Raw genomic sequence first — 18,208 nt, 5'->3', positions numbered from 1 at the left:
GGCCCGGCCGGTGGAAGGAACTGACGCATGAACGACGCCGGTGCCACGACGGCGCCCGACGGGCCGTGGCTGATCGTCGGTCTCGGCAACCCGGGTCCCGGCTACGCCGCGAACCGGCACAACGTCGGCTTCATGGTGGTGGATCTGCTGGCCGAACGGTTGGGCGGCGCCTTCAAGGCGCACCGGTCCCGGGCGATGGCGCTGGAGGGGCGGCTGGGCCCGCCCGGCGCCGGCGGGCCCCGGGTGGTGCTGGCCAAACCCATGTCGTTCATGAACGTGTCCGGCGGCCCGACCGGCGCGCTCTGCGCGTTCTACCGGGTGCCGCCGTCCCGACTCGTCGTCGTGCACGACGAGTTGGACATCGGCTACGGGGTGCTGCGGCTGAAGCGCGGCGGCGGGGACAACGGCCACAACGGGCTGAAGTCGATCACCTCGACGCTGGGCAAGGACTACTTCCGGGTCCGCTTCGGCGTCGGGCGTCCCCCCGGCCGGATGGACGTCGCGGCCTATGTCCTGCGGGACTTCGCCTCGGTGGAGCGGAAGGAGCTCGACTTCCACGTGGACCGGGCCGCCGACGCCGCCGAGGCGCTGGTCACTGAGGGCCTGGAGCGGGCGCAGAGCGAGTACAACGGCTGATCGCCCCTCGGGCTTGACCCAGCGCGCGGCTTTGGCCAAGGATCAGCGCCATGCCAGCGACCCAGGCCAGCCGCCGCAGCGTTGCCCGCCGGGCCAGTGAGAGCGCGTTCGGCGCGCTGCTGCTGGGCCGCCTCGTGGTGATGGGGCTGCTGGCCGTGCTGCTGCTGGTGGCCGGCGGCTGGGCCGCCTGGGACACCGGGCGCCATGTACTGCTCTCCGACGCCGAACGGGGCGAGGTCACCCTGCTCACCTGCGACCGGGAGCAGTGCGTCGGGCCGTTCCAACCCAGCGGCGAGCTGGTGGTGTTGGAGCAGCGCCTGGCGCGGGCCGAGGGCGAGACGCTGGACGTGGCGCTGATCCCCGGCAGCGACGAGGTGGTCCGCTCGGGCCCCGCCGGCGTCCTCTACGCGTTTCTGCCGCTGAGCGGCGCGCTGCTGCTCGCGGCCGTGGCGGTGGGCGGCGGGCTGCGGCTCTACCGCGCCGCCTGGGCGATGGCGGGCACCGCGCTCGCCGCCCTGCTGGCCACGTTCCTGCTCTGGATCTGACACCGGATCTGCCCCCAGAGTCGTCGCCCCCCGCCGCACCTGGTGCGGCGGGGGGCACGTCGGTTCAGCCGGTGTTGCGCAGACCGGCGGCCACTCCGTTGACGGTGAGCAGCAGGGCGCGGGAGAGCAGCTGGTCGGGCTCCTCGCCGCGCTTGGCGGCGGCACGCTGCCGGTCGAGCAGGGTGACCTGGAGGTAGGAGATCGGGTCCAGATAGGCGTCCCTGATGTGCAGCGTGCGCTGGAGGGCCGGGTCGGCGTCCAGCAGCTCCTGTTCGCCGGTGATCCGCAGCACCTCGGCGACCGTCCGCTCGTGCTCGGCCTGGATGGTGTCGAAGACGTGCCGCAGCTCGTCGGGGACCAGCGTCTCCACATAGTGCCTGGCGATCCGCAGATCCGTCTTGGCCAGCGTCATCTCGACGTTGGAGAGGAAGTTGCGGAAGAAGTGCCAGTGCCCGAAGGCCTCGGCGAGCACCTCGTCGAGGCCGGCCTCGCGGGCCGCCCTCAGGCCCGAGCCGACGCCGAACCAGCCGGGGACGATCTGCCGGGACTGCGTCCAGCCGAAGACCCACGGGATGGCGCGGAGCCCGTCGAGTCCCGCACCGCTGTCGGGGCGGCGCGAGGGGCGCGAGCCCAGATGCAGCTCGGCGAGCTGGTCGACGGGGGTGGCGGCGAAGAAGTAGGCCGGCAGGTCGGGATCCTCGACCAGGTCCCGGTAGGCGCCGTGCGCGGCCTCGGAGACGGTGTCCATCGCCGCGTCCCAGCGGGCCAGCGCCTCGCTGGACTGCCTCGGGGCGGTGTGCAGCGCCGACGCCTGGAGGGTGGCCGAGACGGTCAGCTCCAGGTTCTCCCTGGCGAGGGAGGGGACCAGGTACTTGTCCGAGATGACCTCGCCCTGCTCGGTGACCTTGATCTCGCCCTCAAGCGTGCCCCAGGGCTGCGCGAGGATCGCGTCGTGGGTGGGTCCGCCGCCCCGGCCGACCGTGCCGCCCCGGCCGTGGAAGAGCCGCAGCCGCACGCCGTGCCGGTGCGCCACGTCGCGCAGCCGGCGCTGGGCGCGGTGGATCTCCCACTGCGAGGTGGTGATGCCGCCGAACTTCGACGAGTCGCTGTAGCCGAGCATGACCTCCTGCACGTCGTCCCTGAGCGAGACGAGGCGCCGGTAGGAGGGGTCGGAGAGCATCGCGTCCAACAGCTCGTCGGCGATGCGCAGTTCGTCGGTGGTCTCCAGCAGCGGGACGATGCCGATCCTGGCCCAGCCGGCGTGCAGGTCGAGCAGGCCTGCCTCCCTGGCCAGCACGGCGGCGGCGAAGACGTCGTCGGCGCCCTGGCACATGGAGATGATGTAGGACTCGATCACCTCGGGGCCGAAGGCGTCCAGCGCCTTGCGCACCGTCTCGAAGACGCCCAGCGTCCGGGAGCCCGCGGCGTCCAGCGGGGCCGGCGTCGGGGCCAGCGGACGGCGCGAGCGCAGCTCCCTGGCCAGCAGCTTGGCGCGGTACTCGCGCGGCATGTCGGCGTACCGCCAGGACTCCTCGCCCAGCCGGTCGAAGAGCTGGCCGAGCGCGTGGTGGTGGGCGTCCGCGTGTTCGCGGACGTCCATGGTGGCCAGCTGGAGGCCGAAGGCCGCGATGGTGCGCATCAGCCGCTCAAGCCGGCCGCCCGCGATCAGCTCGCCCCGGTGGGTGCGCAGCGAGTCCCTGACCACGGCCAGGTCGGCGAGCAGGCCGCCGGTGCCCAGGTAGTCACGGCCTTCGGCGTGCGGGTTGCCCGCCGCCAGCCGCTCCCTGGTGTTGAGGAGCTTCTGCCGGATGCAGGTGACCTTGAGCCGGTAGGGCTCCTCGGCGTTGAGCCGCTTGTAGCGCGGGGTGATCTCGGGCAGCAGCTCGAGATCGCGCCGCAGCGACTCCAACAGCTCCTCGCTGGCGCCGGAGTTGCGGATGGAGTTGGAGAGCGCGCTGCGCAGCTCGTCGATGTGCTCCAGGGCGCTGGAGATGCCGTGCTCGTGCTGGAGCAGCAGGACGTCCCAGGTGACGTCGGGGGTGACGTTGGGGTTGCCGTCGCGGTCGCCGCCGATCCAGGTGCCGAAGGTCAGCGGGCGGGCGTCGGACGGCAGTTCGGCGCCGGCCCGCTCCAGCTCGGCCGAGAGGTCCTCCAGCAGGTCGCCGACGGCGCCGGCGTGCAGCTCGTCCAGGTAGTAGACGGCGTTCCTGGCCTCGTCGGTCGGCTCGGGCCTGGTGACCCGCAGTTCGTCGGTCTGCCAGATGAGGTCGATGTTCTCCGCGAGCCGCAGGTCGGTGCGGCGCCGGTCGCCGCCGTCCTCCGCCTCGGGGCGGTCCAACAGCTCCGCGATCCGACGCAGCTTGGTGAGCACCGAACGGCGGGCCGCCTCCGTGGGGTGCGCGGTGAAGACGGGGCGCACGCCCAGCGCGGCGACCGTCTCCCGCAGGTGCGCGGGGTCGGCGTCCTTGAGCATGTCGGCGGTGCGGGTGAGCGCGCCGCCCTCGGCCGCGCGGCGCTGCCGCAGCTCGCGGCCACGGTGCACCTGTTCGGTGACATTGGCCAGATGGAAGTAGATGGAGAAGGCACGGACCAGCTTGGCCGCCGTGGTCAGATCGGTGGAACCGAGCAGCTCGGCGGCGGCCTCCCCGTCGCTCCTGGTGAGCGCGCGGACCCGCTCGACCAGTTCCAGCAGCTCCGGGCTGTCCTGCCGGACCAGGGTCTCCCCCAACAGGTCGCCCAGTCGGCGGATATCGGCGCGGAGCGCGCTACTACTTTCCGGGGCCCCCTTGGCGTCCGGGATATCGGCGGCGCCAGCTGGCTGGGGCTGGCGGCTCTTGCTGTCGGGACTGCTCACGGGTGCGGCTCCTCGCAGCTGACTCTTCTGGCAGGTCGTTTGGGCACGTAGCGGACCGCGCTGTCCGACCGTCCCATGGTAGTGAGCCGCCCTTACGGGTTCTTCACCTCTCGGTGGCTTCCCCGGCACGTGCCTTGTCGCACTCGGTGAACAGCGATACTTACGTAGCCGTAGGTTACGGTCCCGTAGGTAGCGCGAGCTCTCCGGCCGACAGGGCCGTCGTGGCCCCCACCGGTAGTGGGCCGTCGCACCAGGAGGCGCGTGCCGGCCGGCGGCGCCCCCGTCCCCCCTTCCCAAACCTCCCCGAGGAAAACGCTCATGACCAGCACCCCCGATCGGGTTCCCCCGCCCCGAGCCGAATCCGCGCGGCAGCCCGCGCCGCCGCCCGCCACCCGGAGCGGTGAACAGCGCCGCACGGTCGAACAGTTCGCCCTGGCCCTCTTCATCGTGGTGCCCTTCCTGGCGGTGCTGGCCGCCGTGCCGCTCGCCTGGGGCTGGGGGGTGAGCTGGCTGGACCTGGGGCTGCTGGTGGCCTTCTACTTCCTCACCTGCCACGGCATCACGGTCGGCTTCCACCGGCACTTCACGCATGGGGCGTTCAAGGCGGGCCGGCGGACGCGGATCGCCCTGGCCGTCGCGGGCTCGATGGCCGTGGAGGGGCCGCTGGTGCGGTGGGTCGCCGATCACCGCAAGCACCACCAGCACTCGGACGCCGAGGGCGACCCGCACTCCCCCTGGCGCTACGGCGAGACCGTGCCCGCCCTGCTCAAGGGCCTGTGGTGGGCCCATATGGGCTGGATGTTCGACAGCGAGCGGACCTGCCCCCGGAAGTACGCCCCCGATCTGGTCGACGATCCGGACCTGCGCCGGGTCTCCCGACACTTCGCTTGGTGGACGACGGTGTCGCTGGCGACGCCCGCGCTGATCGGCGGCCTCGCCACCTGGTCGTGGCAGGGCGCGTTGACGGCCTTCTTCTGGGGCTCGTTGGTGCGCGTCGCACTGCTGCACCATGTGACCTGGTCGATCAACTCCCTCTGTCACGCCCTCGGCAAGCGCCCCTTCAGGTCCCGCGACCGCTCGGGCAACGTCTGGTGGCTGGCCGTGCTGTCCTGCGGCGAGTCCTGGCACAACCTGCACCATGCCGACCCCACCTGCGCGCGGCACGGCGTCGACCGCTGGCAGGTGGACTCCAGCGCGCGGCTGATCCGGCTGCTGGAGCTGGCCGGCTGGGCCTGGGACGTGCGCTGGCCGAGGGACTCCCGGCTCAGGGCGCGGCGGGTCGCGCCGAAGGGCGCCGGCGCCGCCTCGGGAAACCGGCGGGAAGGCGCACCGGCCGAGACGGCATGATGGGGGCGTGGCGACCGAAAACAGCACCAGCGACAGCGGCAAAGACCGGCCGGCCCGCGCCAATCGGCGGACCCGCAGACGGATGACCGGCACCGAACGTCGAGAGCAGCTGCTGGACATCGGACGCACCCTCTTCGCCGAGCGTGGGTTCGAGGGCACCTCGGTGGAGGAGATCGCCGCCAAGGCGGGGGTCTCCAAGCCGGTGGTCTACGAGCACTTCGGCGGCAAGGAGGGCCTCTACGCGGTGGTCGTCGACCGCGAGATGAGCCGGCTGCTGTCCATGGTGAACGGGGCGCTGACCGCCGGGCACCCCCGCGAGCTGCTGGAGCAGGCGGCGTTCGCGCTGCTGGACTACATCGAGCGATACACCGACGGCTTCCACATCCTGGTGCGGGACTCCCCGGTGGCCCAGTCCACCGGGACCTTCGCCTCGCTGATCGGTGACATCGCCACCCAGGTCGAGGACATCCTCGGCCTGGAGTTCAAGAGCCGGGGCTATGACGCGAAGTTGGCGCCGATGTACGCCCACGCGCTGGTGGGGATGGTGGCGCTGACCGGGCAGTGGTGGCTCAACGTCCGCAAGCCGAAGAAGGCCGAGGTGGCGGCGCATCTGGTGAACCTGGCCTGGCACGGGCTCCAGGGGCTTGAGCACGACCCGAAGCTGGTGGGCCGTCGCCGGGTGTGACCCGGAGACGGCCCTCGGCCCTCCGACCGGAGCTGACTGATCCGGTCGGAGGGCCGAGGAAGGGGTGTGGCGTCTGACGGATACGGCGTGCCGGCCGGCGCCACGGGAGGCGGGGTGCCTCAGTCGTTGATGCCGTTCCACGACAGGATCGGGATGTCCGACAGCACGTGCGACAGCGGGTCGTCGCCGTCCACCTGGGTGGAGTTCTCCGCACAGGTCTGGTCGTTGCTGCTGGTGAGCACGTCCTGAACGGTGATCGGGATGAGGCCGACGACGGAACCGACGTTGAGCTTGTTGATGTCGGCGATCGGCAGGCAGACGTCGTTCAGGGAGCTGTTGATCAGCGCCATGTTGGGGCTCATGTAGCCGCCGGTGGTGGTGTTGCCAACCCGGTCCGAGGCACCGTTGCCGTTGATCGTGGTGAGTTCGGAGTCGTCGGCGGCCATGGCGGGGGTGGCGGCGATGCCGGCCATGCCGACAGCGGAGGCCGCGACCGCGACCGTGGCAAGCGACTTCTTGATCACAAGCTTGTCCTTCCGAGTTCTGGGATGCCCTGTTTCCGGAGCGCCCTGAACAACGCTTCTCAGTGGATTCAGTTGCCTCCGTTCACCCGAATCGCGCAATCTGAGGCCCATTGGGGGCTTGTCAGCGCACTTCGGGGGGCGCGCGACGGCTCACCCGCCCCCCACCCCGCGCCACCGTGCGAGACGGCGGGCGCCCCGCGGCCGGCCCCGGAGTCACCGGGCCCTCCTGGCGACGGCGAAGATCCGGCGGAACGGGAAGACGGTGCCGTGGGCGTCCGCCGGGTAGGCGGCGCGCAGCTCGGCCGCGTACTCGGCGACGAAGGCGTCCCTGGCCGCCGGATCGTCCTCCAGGGCGGTGAGCGCGGGGCGCAGGCCCGTGCCGCTGACCCAGTCGAGGACCGGATCCTCGCCGGCCAGCCGGTGGAGGTAGGTGGTCTCCCAGACGTCGACCTCCGGGCAGAGCGGGGCCAGCGCGGCGAGGTAGCCCTCGGGGGTGAGCACGGGGTCGGCCGCGCGGAGCACGCCGGCCAACCGGGCGCGCCAGCGCGGGCGTTCGGCGACCTCCCGCATCAGCCGGTGGCTGGGGGCCGCGAAGTTCCCCGGCACCTGGAAGGCCAGCACCCCGCCGGGGGCCAGCCCGGCCACCCACTCGGGGAACCGGAGGTGGTGGTCGGGCACCCACTGGAGGGCGGCGTTGGCGATCAGCAGCTCCCAGGGCTCGGCCGGCCGCCAGCTCGCCAGGTCGGCCTCGACGAACCGCACGGACCGCCCCGCCGTGGCCTCCGCCGCGGCGAGCATCTCGGGGGAGTTGTCGAAGCCGGTGATCCGGGCGTCGGGCCAGCGCTCCAGGAGCGAGACGGTGGGCCCGCCGGGCCCGCAGCCCAGATCGGCGATCCTCGGCCGGCTCGGCAACTCCGGTACGCGCGCGACGAGTTCGGTCAGGGGACGGGAACGGTGGCGACCGTGCCGCTGGTACTGGGCCGGATCCCACCTGAGGTGCTGTGCGGATGCCATACGCCGGATCCTGCCCCCGTTCTCTCTTGACGTCAAGAAGCTTGATGACGTGAGACTTCACGTCGACAGAACAACTAGACTGGCCTCATGGAGGACGAGGTGGATCGGCTGGTCGCGGCCTGGCGGCGGGAGAGGCCCGATCTCGACGTGGAGCCGCTCGAAGTGCTCAGCCGGGTGAGCAGGCTGGCCCGCCACCTGGACCGGGCCAGGCGGTTGGCGTTCGCCGAACACCGCCTGGAGCCGTGGGAGTTCGACGTGCTCACCGCGCTGCGCCGAGCCGGCGACCCCTATCAGCTCTCCCCGGGGCAGTTGCTCACCCAGACCCTGGTCACCTCGGGCACCATGACCAACCGCATCGACCGGCTGGCCAAGAAGGGGCTGGTGGAACGGCTCCCCGACCCGAGCGACCGGCGCGGGGTCCTGGTCCGGCTCACCCCGGCGGGCCGCGATCACGCGGACAGCGCCCTGGCCGGGCTGCTGGAGCAGGAACGGGCGATCCTGGCCGATCTCACCCCCGCCCAGCGCCGCGACCTCGCCGCGCTGCTCCGCGCGCTCACCGCGCCCTTCGACAACTTCTAGGGCGCGCCGTCCGCCGGGGGGATGCCGGCGCGCCGGGCGAGGGCCACGGCGGCCAGCGTCGAGTGCACGTTCAGCTTGCCCAGGACGTTCTGCATATGGGTGCGCACCGTGTGCGGGGAGAGATAGAGCCGCTCGGCGACGGCCTTACGGCCGAGACCGGCGAGCATGCAACGCAGCACCTCCAACTCGCGCGGCGTCAGGGACTCGACCAGCCGTTGACGCTCGCCCCGGTGCGCCCGGTCGGCCTGGAGTTCGCGCAGCACGCCGGTGAGCAGCCCCGGCGGCAGGTGTGTCTCGTCGCGCAGCACACCCCTGATCACCTGGAGCAGCCGGGCCAGCGAGCTGTCCTTGGCCACCCAGCCGCGCGCCTCCCCGCTCAGCGCCCTGGCGGCCATGGCCGGATCGTCGCATGCCGCGAGCATGACAGTTCTGAGCTCGGGGAAGCGCTCGCGCGTCAGGTCGAGCAGGGCGGTGGCCTCGGTCGGGCCATCGGCCGTCGGCTCGACGGCGCCCGGGAGCTCCACATCGAGCAACAGCACCTGGAAGGGGGGCTGTCGGCCCTGCCTGACCTGCTCCAGCAGCTGGTGGGCCGCGAGCACGCTGCCGACGGCCATGGCCTCGACATCCGCCTCCGCCGCGAGGGCGGTGGCCAGCGACTCTGCGAAGATCCGGTGCTCGTCCACCACCAGCACCCGAATACGGTCCACCGAAAGCCCCTGGGGTCGCGTCGAAGCGGCGGGCCAGGCGGGCGCGGCGCCCTGTCCTCGCGTGTCCTGACCACACGGCCGCCGCCGAGGGTCTGTTGCCGGACAGGGCGCCGCGCCCACCGTCTCGCCCCCTGATCGGCACCGGCCCCCACCGGTGCTGGGATCAGCCTACGGCTGGCGCTCCCCGGTGGAAGGGGTTTCGCCGAAGTGCGGATATCGGTGCGGTCACGCCGGCAGGCGACGGGCCCCGGCGGAGGGAATCGCCTCGAAGATCCGGGGTTCCTTGAGACCTCTGGCCGCGAACGCGTCGAGCACGGCGCGGCTGACCGCGGCGACCGACTCCTCGGGGACGAGCGCGACGGCCGAGCCGCCGAACCCGCCGCCCGTCATCCGGGACCCGAGGGCGCCCGCCGCGTCGGCTGTCTCCACCGCCAGATCCAACTCGGGGCAGGAGACCTCGAAGTCGTCGCGCAGCGAGGCGTGCCCCTCGGTCAGCAGCGGGCCGATCTCCCGGGCCCGGCCCGCGTCGAGCAGCCCGACGACCCGCTCGACCCGGCGGTCCTCCGTGACCACATGGCGCACCCGGCGCCGCACCACCTCGTCGTCCAGCCGGGCGAGCGCCGCGTCCAGCTCGGCGAAGGGCACATCGCGCAGGAACGGGACGCCGAGCTTCGCCGCCCCCGCCTCGCACTCCGCGCGGCGGTCCGCGTAACCGCCGTCCGCGTGGGCGTGCTTGACCTGGGTGTCGACGACCAGCAGCCGAAGGCCCTCGGCGGCCATGTCGAACGGCACCTGCCGGCGGCCGAGATCCCTGGTGTCCAGAAAGAGCACATGGCCCTCGGCACAGGCGGCGGACGCCATCTGGTCCAGGATGCCGCAGGGCATGCCGACGAAGTCGTTCTCCGCGAGCTGGCCGATCCTGGCCAGCTCGGCCACGTCCAGGCCGAGGCCGTTCAGCTCGCTGAGGGCGAGCGCGGTGACGACCTCAAGCGCCGCCGAGGAGGAGAGCCCGGCGCCGGTGGGAACGTCGGAGGCGAAGCGGATGTCGGCGCCGGCCAGCCGGTGGCCCGCGCGCTCCAGCGCCCAGGCCACGCCCGCCGGGTAGCCCGCCCAGCCGGGCACGGAGCCCGGCGTCAGGGCGTCCAGGCTCAGCTCGACGACGGCGTGGCCGACGTCCCGCGAACGCAGCCGCAGCACCCGGTCGTCGCGCCTGGTGACCGTGGCGACGGTGGCGTGCGGAAGCGCGAAGGGCAGCACGAAGCCCTCGTTGTAGTCGGTGTGCTCCCCGATGAGGTTCACCCGTCCAGGGGCGCTCCAGGCGCCGTCGGGCTCGACCCCGAACACCTGCTGATGGCTGCTCACGCGCTCGGCTCCTCTCGCTGGGCGAAGGCCCAGGCGTCGGCGATGATGTCCGCCAGGTCCTGGCGGCCAGGACGCCAGCCCAGGCGGGTCCTGGCGCGCTCGGCCGAGGCCACCAGCACGGCCGGGTCGCCGGCGCGGCGGTCGGCCACGGTCTCGGGGATGGGGTGCCCGGTGACCTCGCGGGCGGTCTCGATCACCTGGCGCACGGAGAACCCGTTGCCGTTGCCCAGGTTGCAGATCAGGTGCTCGCCCGGGGAGACGGCGGTCAGCGCCAGCAGATGCGCCTCGGCCAGGTCGTCGACATGGATGTAGTCGCGGACACAGGTGCCGTCGGGGGTCGGGTAGTCGGTGCCGTAGACGGAGATCGACTCCCGGCGGCCCTGGGCGACCTGGAGCACGATGGGGATCAGATGGCTCTCCGGATCGTGCCGCTCGCCCTGGGCGCCGAGGGCGCCGGCCACGTTGAAGTAGCGCAGCGAGACGGCGGCCAGGCCGTGGGCGGCGCACTCCCCGGTGATCATCTGGTCGACGGCGAGCTTGGTGGCGCCGTAGGGGTTGGTGGGCGCGGTGGTGGCCTCCTCCGTGATGGGCGTCGAGGTCGGCTCGCCGTAGACGGCCGCGGTGGAGGAGAAGACCAGGGTGCGCACCCCGGCGTCGCGCATCGCGGCGAGCAGCTCGATGGTGCCGGCGACGTTGTTGCGCCAGTACTTCTCCGGGTCCACGACGGACTCGCCGACCTGGGAGCAGGCCGCGAAGTGCAGCACCCCGTCGTAGGAGTCGTCCAGCCAGCGCGCGACGTCCCGCACCCGGCCCTCGACGAACTCGGCGCCCTCGGGGACGCCGGCCCGGAAGCCGGTGGACAGGTCGTCCAGCACCGTCACCCGGTGTCCGGCGGCCAGCAGCCGGGCGGCGACCACGCCGCCGACATAGCCGGCTCCACCCGTGACCAGATACCTCATGCGCTTGCCACCTCTCGCAGCCGGTCGGCGGCGGCCTCCGGCAGAACGTCACTGACGAAGGCCCCCATGCCGGACTCCGATCCGGCCAGGAACTTCAACTTGTCCGCACTCCTGCGGATGGTGAACAACTCCAGGTGGAGCGCGTAATCCTCGCGGTCAGGTACGTCGAAGGGAGCCTGGTGCCAGCCGGAGATGTAGGGGGTGGGGCCGGCGTCGGGGCCGAAGATCCGGTCGAAGCGGCGCAGCAGCTCCAGATAGACGGCGGGGAACTCGGCGCGCTCGGCCTCGTTCAGCCCGCGCAGGTCGGGCAGCCTGCGGTTCGGGTAGAGGTGCACCTCGTAGGGCCAGCGGGCCGCGTAGGGCACGAAGGCCGTCCAGTGCCCGCTCTCCAGCACGATCCGGCGGCCCTCGGACCGCTCGGCGGCGAGCAGCTCGTCGAAGAGGTTGCCGCCGGTGCGCCGCTTGTGCTCGGCGACGGAGCGCAGCGCCCGCTCGGTGAAGGGGGTGACGAACGGGTAGCCGTAGATCTGGCCGTGCGGGTGCGCGAGGGTGACGCCGATCTCGGCGCCGCGGTTCTCGAAGCAGTACACCTGGCGGACGCCCGGATGCCGGGACAGCTCGTCGGTCCTGTCCGTCCAGGCGGCGAGCACCAGGGCGGCCTGCTCCTCCGTGAGGTCGGCGAAGGAGGCGTTGTGGTCGGAGGTGAAGCAGACCACCTCGCAGCGGCCGACGTCGCCGCCGAAGGAGGGGAAGCGGTTCTCGAAGACGGCGACCTGGTAGGAGTCGGCCGGTATCTCGCTCAGCCGGTCGCCGCTGGTGGGGCAGAGCGGGCACTGGTCGGCCGGCGGGTGGTAGATGCGGGACTGTCGGTGGGCGGCGTAGCCGACGTGCTCGTCGAGCAGGGCGTGATGCCGCACCTCGGAGCTGGAGGTGGTCTTCGGCAGCGGTCTGCGGTCGACCGCCGCCTCGTCGGAGCGGTCGGTGGTGTCCACCGCGTCGTAGTAGAGGAGCTCGCGGCCGTCGGCCAGTCTGGTCGACGTCTTCGTCATCCCGGTGTTCGCCCCGGTCCCTTGCAGCATCCGGCTTTGCCTCGCCATCCCATGCAGTCCAGCGCACTGTTCAACAGAATCAAACATAAGAATGCAGGGAAGAACACCCGCGCGTCAATGCGCGGGCCTGAAGGGGCGGGGGCAGGGGGTGGGGCGCGGCGTCAGATGGGCCGCTGACGGAGGTGTTCCAGATGTTCCAGCAGCCCCGTGCGGACGGCGAGGGCGGCGGCCTCCAGCCGGGAGGCCGTGCCCAGCTTGGTCAGCAGCCGCTGGACATGGGTGCGGGCGGTGCTGGGCGCCACGCCGAGGCCGGTGGCTATCCGCCGGGTGTCCTCACCCTCGACGATCCGGGCCAGCACGTCGGCCTCGCGCTCGGTGAGCAGGCCGGCCAGCCTGGCGCCCTCCGCGTGCGCTCCGTCACGCGGGTGCAGGAGCTCGGCGAACGCCTCCCGCAGCAGCTGGGGAGCGACGGCCGCCTCGCCGGCCCTGGCCTTGGCCATCGCCCGCTCCACGCCCTCGATCCGCTCGTCATGGCGGACATAGCCACGGGCACCGGCCGCGAAGGCCGCCGCGACGCCGACCGGCCTGGGCACCGGGCCGAGCACCACCACGGCGCAGCGCGGGAACTCGTGGTGGATACGGGCCACCTGGGCGAGCGCGCCGGGCGCCTCCGGCGTCACACAGCCGAAGAGACAGACCTCCGGCTGCTTGCCGGCCACCAGCTCGACGGCCCGCGCCGAGGGCGCGGCGGCGCCCAACACCCGATGCCCGCGCACCCGCAGCGCCGAGGCCAACGCCTCAGCGACCAACCGCCGGTCGTCGACGACCACGACCCGGAGCGTCATCGTCGCGCCTTCCCCTCCTCGGACATCCATCGGATCCTTCGGACCTCTCGGACATCCCTGACACCGGTGGGGGGACCGAACCCCGGCCCCCCCCCGCCAGGGGATCACCGATAGGCGAGCATCGAAGGCGGCGATTCCTCGCTCTCGTAGGTCACATGGTCCACCAGGAGCAGGGTGTTGTCCTTCCACATCGGCAAGCTGTCGTGCGGGAACACGCCGCCGCCCATCATGGCGTACTCCTTCTCCCGCGCGACCCGGTCGAGCGCCATCAGCGGGCTCAGCGCCTCCGTCGCCGGGTCGAGCACCGTCACCATGCCCTCCAACTCGTAGTCGGCCGGCTGGTAGGCCAGGATCTTGCCGTCCTCGGCGGCGAACGGGCGTATGGAGCCGCCGTTGATCGCGCTCACCTCGTACTCGGCGGCCCCGGTGGTGAGGTTGAACGCGGTCAGCGCGCCGTCGCCCCGCACGGCCTGCGTGCCCAGGTAGAGATAGCCGTCGGAGACCACGCCCAGGCCGCAGGAGGTGAACATCTGGTTCTCGCAGGGCGCGACATAGCGGTCGATGTCGTAGTCCAGGACATGCTCGATCTCGGTGCGGCCCTCGTTGACCACCACGATCTGCTCGGTGCTTTCGCCGAACGCCTCGCCCGTCCTCACCACCACGGTCAGCGGGTCGAGCGAGAGGACGGAGCGGATCTCCATCTGCTCGCCGTCCAACTCGGCGAAGTCCCACTCCCAGTCCGGGTTGCCCGCCTCGTCGGTGGCCCGGAGGGTGCCGCCGTCCTCGGCGAGCCAACCGCACTCCAGCAGCGAGACGAACTGGGTCTCGACCACCATGTAGGAGGTCTCGGCGCAGTTGCCCTCGGAGACCCAGAGCTGTTCGCCGGTGGAGATCTGGTACCCGCCGCCGCCGATGCCCCAGCTCACCGCGACCGTGTCGCCGAGGATCGCCGGGAAGTCGTACTTGTCCGGGGTGATCGAGTTGTTGATCGGAATGCTGGTGACCTCCTGGCCGGCCGAGATGTCGACCACCGAGATCACCTCGCAGTCCCGGCCCTGGAGGATCGCGATGCGGTTGTCGTCCACGTTGGCCGAGGCGTTGCAGTCACCGCCGGACAGCTCGAACGGCAGCGACCAGTTCTCCTGGCCGGTGGCGATGTCGTAGGAGATCAGCTCGTCGCCGAGGACCCGGACCAGGGCGTCGTCGATGAACCAGACGGCCTTGGAGCGCACCAGGATGTCGTCGGCGCTGACTTCGAGCGGCGCGACCTCCCAGGCCAGCGAGGCCGAGATCGGCTCGCTCGGCAGCGAACCGCCACCGGCGCCCTCGTCGTCGTCTCCCTCACCGGGGCCGGCGGTGTCCTCCTCCTCGGGAGGCGTCTCGTCCCCGCCGGCGTCGCGGTTCTCCGCGTTGTCGTTCTTGTCGTCGCCCGACAGCGCCCAGAAGGCGCCACCGATGCCCAACAGCCCCACCAGGACCAGGCCCACGACGAGCAGCAGCTTGCCCCGCCCCGCCCCGCCGGCGCCACCGGGGCCGGGCGGGGGCGTCCCCTGCCCCCCGAAGCCCCCGGGGCCGCCGAACGTCCCCTGCGGACCGCCGACGCCAGGGGCGCCGTACGGTCCTGGCGGCGTGGCCGCGCTGAACCCGCCGCCGAGGGTGGGCTGTTGTGAGGGGGCCCCGCCCTGCGTCTGGCCCTGCGGGAAGCCGTAGCCGGCCTGGGGCGGCGTCTGCGGGAAGCCATAGCCCGCCTGGGGCGGCGTCTGCGGATAGCCGTAGCCGGCCGGCGGGGCCTGCGGATAGCCGTAGCCCGGCTGCCCTGGCTGCCCCTGGGGCGGCACCGCCGGCACCGACGGCGGCGTGCCGGGCTCGGCCCCGACGGGCCCGCCCGGCGTGCCCATGGCGGGCGTGGGCGAGGGCGGCGGGCTGGCCGGCGTCGGCGGACCGAAGCCGCCGGCCGCGGGAGCCGGCGGCGTCCCGTGCGCCGGCTCCTCCTCCGGCGAGCCCGGCTGGCCGCCGGGTGGCTGGTGCGGTGGCGGTGGCGTGGACATCGTTCCCCCTGGGCCGGACTACTCAGTGACGGTTCGGGCGGTCTGGCCCGAGATACGCGCGTTTTCGGTCGGCGCGCGCAGTTCCTCTTTCTATCACCGGACTCTGACAGCGCCGAGAACGGTTGCGTACCAACGACAGCCGTGACCGGCCCGCAACCAACACCCCCCGGAGCGCGGGTCGGCGTCAGGCGTCCTCGGCCAACTCCAGCCAGCGCGTCTCCAGGTCGTCGCGCTCCCGCGCCAGCTCCCGCAGCCGCTCGTCGAGTTGGGCGACGCGTGGGAAGTCCGTGGCGTGCTCGGCCATCTCGCCGTGCAGGGCGCGCTCCCGGTCGCCGAGCTTGTCGAGTTGGCGCTCGATCCGCTGGAACTCCTTCTGGGCGGCGCGGGAGAGCCGCGCCGGCTTGGCCTCGGCGGGCGCGGCCGGCGCCGTCGCCGCGTTGGCCACGGCCTCCGACTCCCGCCGCGCGGCGCGCCGTTCGAGGTACTCGTCGACGCCGCGCGGCAGCATCCGCAGGGTGCGGTCCCCGAGCAGCGCGAACACCCGGTCCGTGGTGCGCTCCAGGAAGAACCGGTCGTGGCTGATCACCACGAGCGATCCCGGCCAGCCGTCGAGCACGTCCTCCAGCTGGGTCAGCGTCTCGATGTCCAGGTCGTTGGTCGGCTCGTCGAGGAAGAGGACGTTGGGCTCGTCCATCAGCAGCCGCAGGATCTGGAGGCGCCGGCGTTCGCCGCCGGAGAGGTCGCCGACCGGCGTCCACTGGCGTTCCTTGCCGAAGCCGAACCGCTCGCAGAGCTGGGAGGCGGTCATCTCCCGTCCCTTGCCCAGGTCGACGCGCGAGCGCACGCTCTCGACCGCCTGCAACACCCGCCAGTCGGGGTCGATCTCGGCGACCTCCTGGGAGAGGTAGGCGAGCCGGACCGTCTTGCCCACGGTGATCCGGCCGGCGGTCAGCAGCGGCGAACCGGCCGAGTCGGGGGCCCTGGCCGTTTCGGCCAACGCGCGGAGCAGGGACGTCTTGCCCGCGCCGTTCACCCCGACCAGGCCGACCCGGTCGCCAGGACCCAGCTGCCAGGTGAGCCGCTCCAACAGGGTGCGTCCGCCGTCCGCCGTGGCGCCGACCCGGACCGTGACGTCCTCCAGATCGAAGACGGTCTTGCCGAGTCGGGCGCTGGCGAAGCCCATCAGCTCGGCGCTGTCCCTGGGCGGCGGCACATCCTCGATCAGCTCGTTGGCCGCCTCGACGCGGAACCTGGGCTTGCTGGTGCGCGCCGGGGCGCCGCGCCGCAGCCAGGCCAGCTCCTTGCGCACGAGGTTCTGCCGCTTGGTCTCCTCCGTGGCCGCGATCCGCTCCCGTTCGGCCCGGGAGAAGACGTAGTCGCTGTAGCCGCCCTCGTAGCCGAAGACCGTGCCGCGCTGCACGTCCCACATCCGGGTGCAGACCTGGTCGAGGAACCAGCGGTCGTGGGTGACCACCACCAGCGCGGACCTGCGGACCCGCAGATGGCCGGCGAGCCAGGCGATGCCCTCGACGTCGAGGTGGTTGGTCGGCTCGTCGAGCACGATCAGGTCCTGCTCCGCGATCAGCAGCCTGGCCAGCGCGATCCGGCGCCGCTCACCGCCGGAGAGCGGCCCGATCACCGTGTCGAGCCCGTCGGCGAAGCCCGGCAGGTCGAGACCGCCGAAGAGCCCCGTCAGGACGTCACGGACCCGGGCCTCGCCGGCCCACTCGTGGTCGGCGAGATCGCCGATCACCTCCTGACGGACGGTGGCCGCCGGGTCGAGCGAGTCGTGCTGGGTGAGCACCCCGAGCCGCAGGCCACCGGCGTGGGTGACCCGGCCGCCGTCCGGCGGCTCCTGCCGGGCGAGGACCCGCACCAGCGTCGTCTTGCCGTCGCCGTTGCGGCCCACCACGCCGATCCGGTCGCCCTCGTTGACGCCGAGCGAGACCCCGTCGAGCAGCGCGCGGGTGCCGTAGACCTTGCTGATGGACTCGACGTTGACCAGGTTTCGGCCAGCGGAGGACGGCGACGCCGACCTGGTGGTTCCGGACGCTTCAGGCATGGGAGTCGATGGTAGTCGCCCCGGGCACTGGCCCCGTCGTCGCGCGGGCGGTGCGGCAGTGCGCCGAGCCCGCCAGGGCGTCGGCGACGGCGGCGGCGGCCTCGGCGTCGGCGGCCAGGAAGGCGCAGCTGGGCCCCGAACCGGAGACCAGGCCGGCGAGCGCGCCGGCGGCGACGCCGGCCTTCAGCGTCTCGGCCAGGGCGGGGCGCAGCGAGAGCGCCGCCGGCTGGAGGTCGTTGGCCAGTGTGGGCGCCAGCGCCAGCGGGTCGCCGGCCGCCAGCGCCTTCAACAGCGCCGGGTCGGGCAGCGGCGCTGGCACCTCGGCGTCGGCGCGCAGCCGGTCGCACTCCTGGTAGACGGCCGGCGTCGAGAGGCCGCCGTCGGCCAGCGCGAACACCCAGTGGAAGGTGCCGCTGACCGGCAGCCGGGTCAGCCGCTCGCCCCTGCCCTCGCCCAGGGCCGCCCCGCCGATCAGGCTGAACGGCACATCCGAGCCCAACTCGGCGCAGATCGCGAGCAGTTCCTCGTGCGGGGTGCGGGTGCCCCAGAGCTGGTCGCAGGCCAGCAGGGCGCCGGCCGCGTCCGCGCTGCCGCCGGCCATGCCGCCGGCCACCGGGATGTCCTTGACGATGTCGAGACGCACCGCCGGATCCCGGCCGTGGTGCCGGGCCAGCAGCAGGGCGGCGCGCACCGCGAGGTTCTCCTCGCCCGTGGGCACCAGCTCGCTGCCAGGGCCCGTGCAGCCGACGCTCAGCTCCCCGGCCTCGGTGGCGGTGACCTCGTCGTACAGGGCCACCGCGAGAAAGACGTTGGCCAGGTCGTGGAAGCCGTCGGCCCGCGGCGGGCCCACGGCCAACTGCACGTTGACCTTGGCCGGAACGCGGACGGTGCGGGATGCTGCGGTCATGGTCGTCTGGGTCCCTCGTAGTCCCTCACAGGGACTGATCAACGGCTCACGCCGAACGGACGGGCGGACAAACGTACGGTCGGAC

At 72.6% G+C, this 18,208-nt stretch carries 16 protein-coding genes; 5 read left to right on the top strand and 11 right to left on the bottom strand.

What is annotated here, in order from left to right:
- Positions 1 to 27 precede the first annotated feature (27 nt).
- Complete coding sequence (gene pth, locus K4G22_RS18605; RefSeq protein ID WP_228081414.1) at positions 28 to 636, top strand: aminoacyl-tRNA hydrolase; 609 nt, start codon at positions 28 to 30, stop codon at positions 634 to 636.
- 50 nt (positions 637 to 686) lie between these two features.
- The gene (locus K4G22_RS18600; RefSeq protein WP_228081413.1) at positions 687 to 1,181 is read left to right on the top strand and encodes a hypothetical protein; all 495 of its coding nucleotides are present in this window, start codon (positions 687 to 689) and stop codon (positions 1,179 to 1,181) included.
- Positions 1,182 to 1,245: 64 nt separating this feature from the next.
- On the opposite strand, the gene ppc is transcribed toward K4G22_RS18600, so the two are convergent.
- Positions 1,246 to 3,981, bottom strand: coding sequence for a phosphoenolpyruvate carboxylase (gene ppc / locus K4G22_RS18595; protein WP_228084146.1), 2,736 nt, complete (start codon positions 3,979 to 3,981; stop codon positions 1,246 to 1,248).
- A gap of 372 nt (positions 3,982 to 4,353) precedes the next feature.
- Between ppc and K4G22_RS18590 the strand changes: the two genes are divergently transcribed.
- Positions 4,354 to 5,382: an acyl-CoA desaturase gene (locus K4G22_RS18590; RefSeq protein ID WP_228081412.1), complete on the top strand. Its 1,029-nt coding sequence runs from the start codon at positions 4,354 to 4,356 to the stop codon at positions 5,380 to 5,382.
- 7 nt (positions 5,383 to 5,389) lie between these two features.
- Complete coding sequence (locus tag K4G22_RS18585; RefSeq protein ID WP_228081411.1) at positions 5,390 to 6,067, top strand: TetR/AcrR family transcriptional regulator; 678 nt, start codon at positions 5,390 to 5,392, stop codon at positions 6,065 to 6,067.
- A 119-nt stretch (positions 6,068 to 6,186) separates the two neighbouring features.
- Here K4G22_RS18585 and K4G22_RS18580 read toward each other — a convergent pair whose 3' ends face one another.
- Positions 6,187 to 6,591, bottom strand: a complete 405-nt coding sequence (locus K4G22_RS18580) for a rodlin (RefSeq protein WP_228081410.1) — start codon at positions 6,589 to 6,591, stop codon at positions 6,187 to 6,189.
- Between the two features lie 213 nt (positions 6,592 to 6,804).
- Positions 6,805 to 7,605: a trans-aconitate 2-methyltransferase gene (locus K4G22_RS18575; protein WP_228081409.1), complete on the bottom strand. Its 801-nt coding sequence runs from the start codon at positions 7,603 to 7,605 to the stop codon at positions 6,805 to 6,807.
- 87 nt (positions 7,606 to 7,692) lie between these two features.
- On the opposite strand from K4G22_RS18575, the gene K4G22_RS18570 reads away from it, so the two are divergent.
- Positions 7,693 to 8,184: a MarR family winged helix-turn-helix transcriptional regulator gene (locus K4G22_RS18570; protein ID WP_228081408.1), complete on the top strand. Its 492-nt coding sequence runs from the start codon at positions 7,693 to 7,695 to the stop codon at positions 8,182 to 8,184.
- Here K4G22_RS18570 and K4G22_RS18565 read toward each other — a convergent pair.
- The 8 genes from K4G22_RS18565 to K4G22_RS18530 all read right to left on the bottom strand — a co-directional run bounded on the left by K4G22_RS18565 (position 8,181) and on the right by K4G22_RS18530 (position 18,123).
- Positions 8,181 to 8,891, bottom strand: a complete 711-nt coding sequence (locus tag K4G22_RS18565; RefSeq protein WP_228081407.1) for a LuxR C-terminal-related transcriptional regulator — start codon at positions 8,889 to 8,891, stop codon at positions 8,181 to 8,183. The genes K4G22_RS18570 and K4G22_RS18565 overlap by 4 nt on opposite strands.
- A gap of 225 nt (positions 8,892 to 9,116) precedes the next feature.
- Positions 9,117 to 10,253, bottom strand: a complete 1,137-nt coding sequence (galK, locus tag K4G22_RS18560; protein WP_228081406.1) for a galactokinase — start codon at positions 10,251 to 10,253, stop codon at positions 9,117 to 9,119.
- Entirely contained in the window at positions 10,250 to 11,212 is a 963-nt protein-coding gene (galE, locus tag K4G22_RS18555; protein ID WP_228081405.1) for a UDP-glucose 4-epimerase GalE, read from the bottom strand. The genes galK and galE overlap by 4 nt, the downstream gene beginning before the upstream one ends.
- Positions 11,209 to 12,261, bottom strand: coding sequence for a galactose-1-phosphate uridylyltransferase (galT, locus tag K4G22_RS18550; RefSeq protein WP_228084145.1), 1,053 nt, complete (start codon positions 12,259 to 12,261; stop codon positions 11,209 to 11,211). Before galT ends, galE begins: the two co-directional genes overlap by 4 nt.
- Before the next feature lie 161 nt (positions 12,262 to 12,422).
- On the bottom strand, positions 12,423 to 13,106 hold the full coding sequence (locus tag K4G22_RS18545) for a helix-turn-helix transcriptional regulator (protein ID WP_228081404.1): 684 nt from the start codon (positions 13,104 to 13,106) through the stop codon (positions 12,423 to 12,425).
- Between the two features lie 104 nt (positions 13,107 to 13,210).
- Entirely contained in the window at positions 13,211 to 15,154 is a 1,944-nt protein-coding gene (locus K4G22_RS18540; RefSeq protein ID WP_228081403.1) for a hypothetical protein, read from the bottom strand.
- Between the two features lie 184 nt (positions 15,155 to 15,338).
- Complete coding sequence (locus tag K4G22_RS18535; RefSeq protein ID WP_228081402.1) at positions 15,339 to 17,216, bottom strand: ABC-F family ATP-binding cassette domain-containing protein; 1,878 nt, start codon at positions 17,214 to 17,216, stop codon at positions 15,339 to 15,341.
- Positions 17,209 to 18,123 (bottom strand): 4-(cytidine 5'-diphospho)-2-C-methyl-D-erythritol kinase, encoded by a 915-nt coding sequence (locus tag K4G22_RS18530; protein WP_228081401.1) that lies wholly within the window; start codon positions 18,121 to 18,123, stop codon positions 17,209 to 17,211. Before K4G22_RS18530 ends, K4G22_RS18535 begins: the two co-directional genes overlap by 8 nt.
- Positions 18,124 to 18,208: the final 85 nt, after the last annotated feature.

The sequence above is a fragment of the Streptomyces profundus genome (assembly GCF_020740535.1).
Taxonomy (GTDB): Bacteria; Actinomycetota; Actinomycetes; order Streptomycetales; family Streptomycetaceae; genus Streptomyces; species Streptomyces profundus.
This window is presented reverse-complemented; position numbering and strand designations above follow the sequence as displayed.